This is a genomic window from Thiomicrospira microaerophila, from assembly GCF_023278225.1.
In the GTDB taxonomy this organism is placed as follows: domain Bacteria; phylum Pseudomonadota; class Gammaproteobacteria; order Thiomicrospirales; family Thiomicrospiraceae; genus Thiomicrospira; species Thiomicrospira microaerophila_A.
Window position 1 is genome coordinate 1,245,446 of record NZ_CP070959.1, and the last position, 11,379, is coordinate 1,256,824.

An 11,379-nucleotide genomic window follows, 5' to 3' on the forward strand; every position below is an offset into this window, starting at 1 on the left:
AAACAATGTATATACATTTTAATATATACAAATGCAAAATATGAACTATTTCTCAACCAAACAAAACAGGCTCAGGTCAAAACTAATCAATGGTTAAGGCTTATCAATCAAATAGTCTTCCGCGTCAATATCATCAGTTTCGACCACGACGGCGATGGATTGTAGGCCGTGGTATTTGACTTGGCTGTGGTCGCCGATATTGAGCGGATGCCAATCAGGCAGCGGTTTATTGAAGTAACGCAAACGATAACCGCAGGAGTCCGGCAACCAATCGAATTCGGCGATGCGTTCTAGCGTTAGCGGCACACAAGTGGGCACATTGACCGAGCGGTTTGCGTAGTCGCCGCACTGCCCTGTTTCGAGGTTTGAAAACCGACACACCACCCGCGTGTACACAATTTCATCGGTATCTTCGTCTTGCAGTTTATGCAGGCAACACAAACCGCAGCCGTCGCACAGGCTTTCCCACTGCGCGGGGGTGAGTTGTTCTAGCGGGGTATCTTCCCAATATTTAGTGGTCGCTTTCGACATCAAAACGCTTTCCAAGGTTCGTTCCAAGCGGCACATTGTACTCGAAACGCTTCGCTGACAAAGCGTTGGCCGCTGGTTGGCGGGCAAACGAAGGCGTAGTTTTCGCCGAATAAGCTGAATCGCAACGCGTAAGCATGTAAATAACCGCGATCTTCTTGTTCGGCCTCGGCTAAAGCTTGATAACGTTGATCACCCGCAATCGGTGCGCCTAAGCTTTTGAGCGCGACACGGATTTGATGAGTTTTGCCGGTATGGGGTTTAATCAAAAACGCACGTTCATTGGGTGCGAGGCTGGCGCTGACAAATTGGGTAATCGCGGGATTGTCCATCGTTTTAGTTAAACGATAACTGCCGCGCCGACTGGGAAGCATATCGCCTTTTATCCAGCCCTGTTTCTTTTTAGGTTTATGACTGCAGACCGCGAGATAATACTTTTCGATTTCACGTTGTTCAAATAACCTTTGAAACGCTTGCGCTGCGGCCAAGGTTTTTGCCAGTATCACCAGGCCTGATGTCATTTTATCTAACCGATGCACCGGATAAAGTTCCGACAAACCGAATTCTTGTTGCGCCAGTACCACCAGGCCTGGTGCTTGCTCCGAATGAAAACTTAACCCCGCTGGTTTATCCAACAACAGAAAATCCGCATTTTCAAAAACTCGGTTCATGCCACCACCTCAAACCAGGCCTGGTGCTTGATTTCGCCATTAAGTACCAGTTGCAGGGTATGTTGTCCGGGATAATAAACCCGCGTAGAAAGCGGTTTAAACGACAAGTGTTTGCTAATTTTTTTATATGCGACCGCATAATCCGCTTCAGCGAGTTTAAACACTTTGCGCAATGGCGCGCCGCTGGGTCTGGGATAATCTACCTGTAGCTCAATGCGTAAACGCCCCAAGGTTTTGTCAGCTTGCAATTCAAACGCATAATGCAACGCCTCGCCGAGTTTTACCTGCGCATCGCTGTGCCAATTCACCAAATCAATGTGTTCGGTTTTCGGCAGACTTAACAAGGCTAAAAACCGAGCATCACGCTGTTTTAAAAAGTTGCGGATCGCGTGTTTGATAATCCAATCCGCCTCTTTACTACTGCCTAACCAGGCCTGGCAGAACGTCAATAATACCTCGGGATGATCTTTACCGATGTCATTGAGATTATTCGCCACACTTTTACGCACATACAAACTCGGATCGTGGATCAAGTTTTGCAAAATCGGCAGAATCGGTGTCGGGTCTTGTTTAAATTGATTTAACGCCTTACCCCAAGGCAAACGCGGACGACAGCCTTCGGAGGCTAAACGGCGTAAATGGTGATTTTCGGAGTGCGACCAGGCCTGCATCTGATTCATCGTTAGCTGCGGCTCGCGTTCAATCCAATCACGTATCGCAAACTCAGCCGAAGAATACTGGGTTAAACCCCCTAACACCCTAAAAGCCAAACCAGCGTCAGCTAAACCCAAATCCGTCACCATCTGCGTTAACACCAAGCCTTGCAGCCCCTCAAAATCGGGTGCCAAATCAACCAAACCCTGCGCAATCTGCTCAGACTTATAAAAACTGCCCAACAAATTGATCGATATTTGGCTAATCGTCTGAATGCGCGCCAGCAACGACTGATCAATAAGTTCAGACATCTGCAAACATTGGTCAGCTTTTTGCTTGTCAATTTTAGGAAAGGTGTCATGCAATCGATTTAACCAACCTGCTAACCAGGCCTGGTTAAATTGGTCTTTTAGCTTTGGTGCCATATTTCGTTTTTTTGGTATTTATGCTAGATTGTCAAATTAAAATCCATGATAACACGATTCACACAAGGATGATTTATGAGCGAACAGAGCCCACAAGAAAAAGTACGAACCTGTTTAAACTACATCGACAACCGACTGGAAACCACCTCGCAACAAACCATCCAAATTGCTGAAATGATGATTGAAGACCTAAAAAGACTAAGTTATCAACAAAGCGAAGCCGTCAAATCAGGTCATGTTGAAGAATACCTCAGTGAACTCAAAGAAATTCAACTGAGCTGGATGCACCAACTGCAAGACATTATTCTAGAGCAAACCAACCGAGACCTAAGTGGACAAGTCATACAGTCGCTACAACAATTTACCGACAAGCTCAACAGTGTTCAGCTCGCCCACCTAGACTTCCCGCTGCCCAGTGCCGTTGCCTCTAAACAAGCTGACGCTTTCGAATACCTTGACCAAGAAGATATCGACGCGCTGTTTGGCGATGAACCCGATGCTCAAAGCCAACAAAACGCGAGCAAAGATTAATGAAACGCAAGCAATTCAATTAAAGGCGCTTCAAGCTCAGGAATATCCCATTCCACCCCTTGATTTAAGCTATAACGAATCAAACCCTCCCGATCCACCACAAACGTGGTGGGAAACGAAAACACCCCCCAATCTTTCGCCAGCTTTCCAGTTGGGTCCAACATAATCGGGTAATCTACCGGAATCTGCTCGACAAAATCACGCAACACCTCTGCAGTTTCCTGAAAATCAACCGAAACAATCTCCAAACCTTGCGCCTGATACTTAGCTAACAAACGATTCATTGAAGGAATTTCGACCACACAGGGGGGACACCAAGTAGCCCAAAAATTCACCAATACCACCCGCCCGCGATACGACTCCAAATCCAAAGGACGCCCTTCAAATGTCAAACCGGATAAGGCTGGTGCCTTTTTAGGCTCAACAAACTGATGTAATCGCGGCAAAGCATGCTGGGCAGCCGCCGCATCAGATTCAATACCCTGTCCACCCTGATCAGAAACAACCAACTCGCTGGGATTGTTTGCAGGCGCAACCGCAATTAATCTTTGCGCAGACTGCTTGATAATAGCCGGCAGCAAGTTCGTCATCATTTGTTCGGTCTCGGTCAACCCATCGCCAAATGGAGCGAAAAAATAATCCTTCACCCCTGGCAACACCCAACTAAAAACCGGCGCACGATGTTGGCCCAGTTGCTCCAAAAGTGTACTCAGATACCAACGATGCACCCCCTGCTCAGGTTGCAAAATCATCATCGGAGATTGCAACTCCGCCACACTCGGCTCCCAATCAGGCGCAACCCCGGCTAAAGGCGTTGAAGCATAAAAATTAGGAAAAAGAAAAATCGAACCTTTAAAATGATTTGACTCCCCCAAGCGCATGGCTTGCCACTGCCTAATCCCCTTTAAACCCAAAGGAGCCATGCGATCACTCGACATCACAAAAAAAGGCTTTTCAGAAGAAACATCTTGATGAATAGCATCCAACACCGCCGCCACAGACTGACCTGAAAGATTACGCACCTCGGTTGAAGTACGGGTCAAAAAAAACGACGCCAACACATCAATCGCCCAAACCTCAATCCCCGCAGCCTGCAATTGCTTTAAAAAATCACGTTCAGCCTCAATCAGCTCCTCATACTGAGAATGAATCCAAACCACCCTAAAATCAGCATTCGGCTCAAGATACTGTTCAACCAGCAACTCACGCTCATCATCAATCGGCAAAACCCATTCCGAAGCCTGGCCCAGCCAAGGTACCCAACACAACAACAAAAACAAACCAAGCCTGCCCAAGTCCATCTCTCCTAAGCATATATTTCTAAAGGTGGAACCTGAGCCAAACGTTTAATTAAATCCGAACGCGTGACGATTCCAAGCAATTTTCCGGCATTAGACATCACCGGCAACGAACCAATATTACATTCGGTCATAATATAAGCCACGCGGCGCACATCGACATTAGGCAAGGTCGTAATAACCTCAGTATTTGCAATATCCCCAACGCTCAACGCATCCTGCATCGACAAACTATTGTCATCCGCCACCATCACATGACGCAACAAAGCCTGAACGGAACACATACCCACAAGATTTTCATTATCCAAAATCGGAATATGATGAATATCGTGAGTTTGCATCAAACTCCAAGCCTCACCCAAAGAAGCACGAGGGGGCAAGCTTAAAATATCCCGAGTCATAATCTCCGAAACCTGCACCACAACATGACGTTCCTTCAAAGTATCAAGCTGTTTTTGATACTGACTCAAACCATAATTAAGCCGACTATGAGGCAAATCTGAAGCCTGAGACGATGCCAAATGCCCGGATTGATCCTTATCCAGCTCCATCATCGTTTGCTCAAACTCTGATTCAGACACGGCATTAATCCGCTTGGGCGACTCAATTTTAGACTCTTGTCGCCCAATCACATTACGCCCTTCAGGACTATAAACAATGAACATGCCCCACCCCGACTAACCCATAAAATAAAATTCAATTCTACAACAAAACACCCAGAGAAACTGAATAAGCACATAAGACTAGAAATTAACACGCAAGCCGATTAACATTACAAAAAACAAACAAAATACTAACGACAACCCAACATCAACTTTAACTAAACAAAATTAACACCCTAACATAAGTCAATAAAATATATGCCTTTTATTAATGCAGACGTCGGAGAATCCTACCACCACTGGACGATTGGACAAGATCAAGCCCTGATTCCACTTGTCGATGCCGTCAACATCGCAACCGGCTTCCATGCCGGAGATCCGCTTACCCTAGAAACCACATTAAAACTAGCCAAACAACAAGGATGCAAAATTGCTGCCCACCCCGGCTATGCAGACCTGATCGGATTTGGCCGCCGCTCGCTTCCATACGAAGCCAACAAGCTTAACGCCGAATTACGCTATCAACTGGGTGCCTTTAAAATAATGGCTGAACACCTAGGACTTAAAGTGGACTATATCAAACCTCACGGCGCGCTCTACCACGACCTCTTAACTAACCAAAATATCTTCAACTGTCTTGTTGACGTTGTTCAATCCCTCTTCCCAACTCGTCCCATTATGGTTGCCGCACTCCCAAGTCCGCACCCACTCGATCCACTGGCAAAACAACGCAACCAACCGCTACTTAAAGAAGGCTTTTTAGATCGACACTACCAACCCAACGGCCAACTCATCCCACGGCAGCAAGCGAATGCATTAATCACCGATACAAAACAAGTGATTGCCCGCTACAAACTCTACCAAACTGAAGGCATCATTCAAACCCAACAGCAAACAGCCCTAACACTAAAAATAGACTCATGGTGTCTTCATGGAGACCAACCCCATGCGCTCGATTTTGCCAAAGCGATAAAAACCGAGTGCAATCAGCATGATTGAATGGCGTTATCAAACAAAATGGCTAACCGAAACCCACCTGCTGATTGACTTTCAGCAAACCAAAACAGAAAACGCACCGCTCAACCTATGTTTAGCCCAATTAGCTGAAAACATGCGAACTCAAGCACCATCACAAATCCGCCAACTAGTTAGCGCCGCCGCGCACATCATGATCGAACTCGATGTATTAACCGATACAACCCAATTTGAACCCTGGTTAAAAGCACAACTGCAAGCCTTTTCGCTACAAACACGCCAACCCAAGCTTTGGAACATACCTGTTCAATACCAAGGCGAGGACCTAAACACGCTTTCCCAACAATTAAACCTAAGTATCGAACAGATCATCAAACTACACAGCCAAACCCTATGGCAAGTTCAAGCACTAGGCTTTGCCCCCGGTTTTGCCTATATGGGCGACGCGCCACCAGCCCTAAGATTGCCAAGACGCGCAACCCCACGAACACAAGTACCCGCCGGCGCGGTTGCCATCGCAGAAAACTACAGCGCCATCTACCCGATTGACTCACCCGGCGGATGGCATATCATCGGCTATACCGACTTCAAAACCCTCGACTGGACTCAAACCCCACCCGGCTGCTTTAACCCCGGTGACCAAATCCAATTCATTGCAGCGAACCCACTCTAAATGCACCAAACCATTCAAATACAAATCGAAAAAACCGGACCCGCCACCAGCATACAAGACCAAGGCCGACGATTAAGCCAACACCTCGCCATCGCCTGTGCCGGAGTCATCGACGACTATGCCTATCGCTGGGCCAATAAACTACTAAACAACCCGCTCAATGCCAGCGTTATTGAAATCACTTCAGGAGGAGAACATTGGACAATCAAACAACCGGGCTGGCTAAGCTATACCGGTGCAGACCTAGACGCGCAGCTCAATCAAACCCCGATCAAACCTTGGCAAACATATTACCTAAACGCTGGAGATCAGCTAAAATTTAACGGCCCCAAACAAGGATTTAGAGCCTACATCGCAACACCCGGAGGATGGCAAGCAAACCACCACTACCAATCAACAAGCTGCGCCCTACGCGAAAAAGCAAGCGGAGGCTGGGGTCATTGGCTAAAAGCAGGTGACCAACTCAACGCAAATCCAGCCCCATCACAACCCCGCGCAAACCAAACAAAAAAGCTGGCAAAACGCTATCAACCGGATTACCAAACGCTCAACCTGCCGATTATCCTATGCCGGCAATCACAAGGTTTTAACCCTAAACAGCTCCAGGCCTGGTTAACACAACCAGCCAAAGTCATGCCCGCCTCAAATCGAATGGGAATACGTCTAACCAGCCCACAAAAACTAGAGTGGCAAGCCCCCACGCCACTATCTGAACCCACCGCCAACGGTGCCATCCAAATTACCCCATCAGGCGAAGCAATTATACTCATGGCCGATCGCCAAACCCTAGGCGGCTACCCCAAAATAGGACACCTTAGCTGGTGGGCGCGCTGTCAAATAGCCCAAGCCAAACCCTTCAGTCAAATACAATGGCAAATCACCGACATAAACCAAGCCCGCAACAAACAAAACGAATGGTACCGTTACTGGAATTCGTCCTCTTAAGTAAGAATAGATAAAATCATCGTCCAATTACATCAAGCTAGTAAGGTGAGTCATTCATGTTTTTAGTGTTTGTGTTATTACTTTTCGTTCAAACATTTCTTGTTTACCAGGTCATTAAGCGTAGAAAAAATTAATCGCCTTATTTAAACGTTTAGTTGAAGGCTCTACTTACTGGCGATAATATCGATCACGAATAGACCGTTGATCAGCTTGTAATTCACAGCTTATTTGAGCGCTAAACTGCGATGTTTGAATCATGCCTGTGACTCCACGCGAAAATTCTCGAGTCGTAGCCACCAAAACAGGGCAATTTCGGCTGTAACTGGTTTCGCAAAAGCTAACTTGCATACCATCAAAACGCACAATCAACGCTGATTGCGCAGTATAAATCGCCCTTTTACGCTGATAGTCAAGATCAATAACTTCCTCATAACCTCGAAGCAATACAAATCCTTTAGGTGTTATTGGATATTGCTCTTTACCCATCGTCATTTGACCTTCACGAATCACGCACTGAAGCTTATCACCAAAACCGGCATGATCCATTGCTTGTTGTTTTTGTCTTGCCAACTCAGCTTCATGTTGACGCTGGCGCTCTTCTCGCTCAGCGCGCAATTGCGCTTGTTTTTGATAAGCTTGATGCTGTTCGGCAGGTGTCATCCGCTCCCAGGTATCCTTATCTATACCCAAAGGATAACTTGCGCAAGCCTGCAAGCCAAATACGCCAACCCACCCTATCAATAAGCCGAGTTTTCTATAGACCATAGCGCGATCCTTACTAGTAACTAAAAATATTAATCCATACCTAGTGCTTGCGTTTTACGCGTTAGGGTATTTCTACCCCACCCCAAAATCGCCGCAGCTTGCTGGCGATGAAAATGACTGGCTTGCATTGCGGCCTCAATCAGCACCTTTTCAAACATAGGCTCTGCTTCGGTATGAAGCCCTTGCTTACCGGAGGCTAAAAAGGCATCCGCCCACAAGCGCAAACCAACCTGCCAATCTTGGCTGGTTTGCGCATCCGAGCTAACCAAGCCTTGCGAACCGGTACGAAGTTCAAGAGGCAGGTCTTCCATATGCACCATTTTATCCGGTGCCATGATGGTTAGCCAAGTACATAGGCTACGGAGTTGGCGCACATTACCAGGCCAGGGTAAACTCGTTAAAAAGCTCACCACCTCTTTTTCAAACTGCTTTTCTTCTAAACCGAGCGACTTAGCTTCTTTGGTCATATAAAACTTAAGCAACAGCGCAATATCTTCTCGACGCTCTCTAAGAGGCGGAATTTTAATACGAATAATATTTAACCGATAAAGCAAGTCTTCACGAAAACGGCCTTCACGAACTAACAACTCCATGTTTTGATGGGTTGCCGCCACAATACGCACGTCAGCCCGAATAGCATTGCGTCCACCAACACGATAAAAACTACCGTCATTTAATACACGCAATAATCGTGTCTGTAGGTCAACCGGCATATCACCTATTTCATCTAAAAACAGCGTACCGCCATTCGCCTGCTCAAATCGCCCAATGCGCTGAGAGTGCGCTCCGGTAAAGGCCCCCTTCTCATGTCCAAATAGTTCTGATTCCAACAACTCGCGCGGAATAGCGGCCGTATTTAAAGCAACAAAAGGTTTGTCCGATCTTGGACTGAGTTCATGCAGTGCTTGGGCTATCAGCTCTTTACCGGTTCCCGTTTCGCCATTCACTAAAACGGTGACATCTAGCTGCGATACTCTACCAATAATTCTAAACACCTCTTGCATCGCAGGTGCCGCACCAATAATATTGAGCGGCTGCTTTGCGCTGGGTTCTTTTCGACTACGTGCAGAACGACCGCCCGATAGTTGGCGCTTAATCGCACGTTCAATTAAACTAATCGCCTCATCTAAATCAAAGGGTTTCGGCAAATATTCAAACGCTTTACTCTGATAAGAACGCACCGCTGTCGTTAAATCAGCATGCGCAGTCATAATAATGACCGGTATGGTTTTATCATATTCATGAACGGCTTCCATAAAAGTAAGTCCGTCCATATCAGGCATACGAATATCACTAACAATCACCGTCGGGGGGAAGCTGTCGATATTTTTTAGCGCAATGGTCGGTGAATCGAATGATTTAATAATAAAAGGCTTGTCTTCCAATGCAGCTTCCAAAACCCAACGAATCGAAGCGTCATCATCAACAATCCAAACAATCGGAGTAGGCTGATCTGTTTTTTTAATTTTTTCGCTCACTTCTCACCTCGTTCAAATGGGATATAAACATGGAAAACGGTATGACCCGGCTCACTTTCTGCAACGATGAGCCCCCCATGTTGACGGATAATATTCTGTGATACCGGTAATCCCAAGCCGGTACCTTCTTTTTTACTGCTCACCATCGGATAAAAAATAGAATCAAAAACCTCTTTAGGAATCCCGGAACCTTCATCGTGAATACTAACTACAGCGACTAGAGGAAAGGTTTGCGTACCCAGCGTAAACTTGCGTTCAACTCGGGTGCGGATGGTAATTAGCCCAGTTAAGCCCTCCATCGCTTGCATAGCATTCTTTATTAAATTGAGAAAAGCTTGGATCATCGCCTCAAAATCCATCCGAATTTCCGGAATCGAAGGGTCATAATCCAACATCACTTGAATAGTCTCCGGAAACTCCGGCTTAGTGACACGCAAAACATGACGTATCACTTCATGAATATTGTGCAGTTCTTTTTCAGCCGTTTGCCGAGGACCGAGCATAGAATCAACCAAGTTCTTTAAGCGCTGAACCTCTTTAGAAATCACATCCAAAAAACTAATCGCTTTCTGGTCTTGCTGAAAGCGTTTTTGTAAAAGCTGCGCCGCGCCATAAATACCCGCCAAAGGGTTTTTAACCTCGTGCGCCAACGTCTTAACTAAAAGATTACCGGCTTCATACTGATGCCAACGTTCATCTTCCTCCACAATACGATGATGTCGTTCGGTATTAAAAATTTCCACTAACCAGCCCGCTCGCCCGTTTACTTCATAACAAGAAAAAGTACAGCTCACCCTTACACGTTGCAAATCCGGTAGCTGGATTTGATACTCATGAATGGTTAAACGCTGTTCGCCAAAACTGGTTAAGTCATCCACCAGGCCTGGTAACAATACTTTCCATGCAACCCCAATAATTCGGCGGGTGCTTACTTGTAATAATTCTGCAGCCGCGATATTCATATAACCAATACGCTGTTCATGATCCACCCAAATCACAGCGGTTGCTAAACCGTCTAATAACTCATCCCAAGCAATATTCTTAGAAGTCAATTTCATGCGCACACTTAAGCCTCGACCATCAACGCACCGGCCATACGAAAGTCGAGCGCATGGTTTTGTCCGCCAACCTCAAGCATCAAGGGGCCATTAAACGGTGCCTTAGACTGCACTTTTAACGCCACACCCATGGCTAAACCTATTGAAGACAAATAACGTAACTCCTCTGGAGAACGGTTTTTAATACGTGCTAGTTTTGCCGACTTACCAATTTCCAATTCAGTTAAAGGCAACAAATTTTGCGGGGTAATTAAGCCATCTGCATCCGGGATTGGAGAACCATGAGGATCATGAGAGGGTTGACCTAGGGCCAACCACATCGCATTGACTAATTTATCACTAACCGCATGTTCAAGAACCTCTGCTTCCTCGTCCACTTCATCCCATAAATAGCCCAGTCGTTCAACCAAATACTGCTCAATTACTCGATGACGACGAATCATTTGCAATGCAACCTGCCGACCTGAATCCGTCAAAGATACCCCATAATAAGGCTCATATTTAACGTAATCTTGATCGGATAACTTCTTAATCATATTAGAGACAGAAGCCTGGGCCACGCCCAAACGACTAGCGATAGCCGAGGTATGAACCCCTTTATCCTGAACATTCGGATCCTCAAGTTTATAGATACACTTTAAATAGTCTTCAATCGCTTTTGACGCTGACATAGCTTCCTCATGGTACAAGTCAAATTAGTAGCTATATTCTGCCCTATTTTGATGCAAAAATCTTGTGATTGGTGCAAAAAAAGCCCCACTAAACGGTGGGGCGAA

The 11,379-nt window shown here is 46.1% G+C and carries 13 protein-coding genes; 4 read left to right on the forward strand and 9 right to left on the reverse strand.

Translation table 11 applies throughout. The annotated features are described in order from the left end of the window. Positions 1-93: 93 nt before the first annotated feature. The 3 genes from JX580_RS06105 to JX580_RS06115 are packed head-to-tail and all read right to left on the reverse strand — an operon-like array spanning position 94 to position 2,278. The gene (locus JX580_RS06105; RefSeq protein ID WP_248849672.1) at positions 94-531 is read right to left on the reverse strand and encodes a YcgN family cysteine cluster protein; all 438 of its coding nucleotides are present in this window, start codon (positions 529-531) and stop codon (positions 94-96) included. Beyond that, the gene (locus JX580_RS06110; RefSeq protein WP_248849673.1) at positions 531-1,199 is read right to left on the reverse strand and encodes a TIGR01621 family pseudouridine synthase; all 669 of its coding nucleotides are present in this window, start codon (positions 1,197-1,199) and stop codon (positions 531-533) included. The genes JX580_RS06105 and JX580_RS06110 overlap by 1 nt, the downstream gene beginning before the upstream one ends. Then, positions 1,196-2,278, reverse strand: coding sequence for a DNA alkylation repair protein (locus JX580_RS06115; RefSeq protein WP_248849674.1), 1,083 nt, complete (start codon positions 2,276-2,278; stop codon positions 1,196-1,198). The genes JX580_RS06110 and JX580_RS06115 overlap by 4 nt, the downstream gene beginning before the upstream one ends. A 75-nt stretch (positions 2,279-2,353) precedes the next feature. Here JX580_RS06115 and JX580_RS06120 point away from each other — a divergent pair, with 75 nt between their 5' ends. Continuing rightward, positions 2,354-2,809, forward strand: a complete 456-nt coding sequence (locus JX580_RS06120) for a hypothetical protein (protein WP_248849675.1) — start codon at positions 2,354-2,356, stop codon at positions 2,807-2,809. Here the strand turns inward: JX580_RS06120 and JX580_RS06125 are convergent. Beyond that, the gene (locus JX580_RS06125) at positions 2,806-4,110 is read right to left on the reverse strand and encodes a TlpA disulfide reductase family protein (protein ID WP_248849676.1); all 1,305 of its coding nucleotides are present in this window, start codon (positions 4,108-4,110) and stop codon (positions 2,806-2,808) included. The genes JX580_RS06120 and JX580_RS06125 overlap by 4 nt on opposite strands. 5 nt (positions 4,111-4,115) lie before the next feature. Next, a complete protein-coding gene (locus JX580_RS06130) occupies positions 4,116-4,772 on the reverse strand; it encodes a CBS domain-containing protein (RefSeq protein ID WP_248849677.1) in 657 nt (218 codons plus the stop codon). Positions 4,773-4,967: 195 nt separating this feature from the next. Here JX580_RS06130 and JX580_RS06135 point away from each other — a divergent pair, with 195 nt between their 5' ends. Genes JX580_RS06135 through JX580_RS06145 form a run of 3 tightly spaced genes read left to right on the forward strand, consistent with a single transcriptional unit; the run spans position 4,968 to position 7,302 of the window. Then, a complete protein-coding gene (locus JX580_RS06135) occupies positions 4,968-5,708 on the forward strand; it encodes a 5-oxoprolinase subunit PxpA (RefSeq protein ID WP_248849678.1) in 741 nt (246 codons plus the stop codon). Continuing rightward, positions 5,701-6,357, forward strand: coding sequence for a 5-oxoprolinase subunit B family protein (locus JX580_RS06140; protein WP_248849679.1), 657 nt, complete (start codon positions 5,701-5,703; stop codon positions 6,355-6,357). The genes JX580_RS06135 and JX580_RS06140 overlap by 8 nt, the downstream gene beginning before the upstream one ends. Then, positions 6,358-7,302, forward strand: coding sequence for a biotin-dependent carboxyltransferase family protein (locus tag JX580_RS06145; RefSeq protein ID WP_248849680.1), 945 nt, complete (start codon positions 6,358-6,360; stop codon positions 7,300-7,302). It begins immediately after the preceding gene. Between the two features lie 168 nt (positions 7,303-7,470). Here the strand turns inward: JX580_RS06145 and JX580_RS06150 are convergent, their stop codons facing one another. From JX580_RS06150 to JX580_RS06165, 4 genes are read right to left on the reverse strand one after another with little or no spacing between them, the layout of a single operon-like run. Beyond that, the gene (locus JX580_RS06150; RefSeq protein ID WP_248849681.1) at positions 7,471-8,067 is read right to left on the reverse strand and encodes a hypothetical protein; all 597 of its coding nucleotides are present in this window, start codon (positions 8,065-8,067) and stop codon (positions 7,471-7,473) included. 29 nt (positions 8,068-8,096) lie between these two features. Continuing rightward, positions 8,097-9,545: a nitrogen regulation protein NR(I) gene (gene ntrC, locus JX580_RS06155; protein WP_248849682.1), complete on the reverse strand. Its 1,449-nt coding sequence runs from the start codon at positions 9,543-9,545 to the stop codon at positions 8,097-8,099. Further along, positions 9,542-10,603: a nitrogen regulation protein NR(II) gene (gene glnL / locus JX580_RS06160; RefSeq protein ID WP_248849683.1), complete on the reverse strand. Its 1,062-nt coding sequence runs from the start codon at positions 10,601-10,603 to the stop codon at positions 9,542-9,544. The genes ntrC and glnL overlap by 4 nt, the downstream gene beginning before the upstream one ends. An 8-nt stretch (positions 10,604-10,611) precedes the next feature. After that, positions 10,612-11,274, reverse strand: a complete 663-nt coding sequence (locus JX580_RS06165) for a metal-dependent transcriptional regulator (RefSeq protein ID WP_248849684.1) — start codon at positions 11,272-11,274, stop codon at positions 10,612-10,614. Positions 11,275-11,379: the final 105 nt, after the last annotated feature.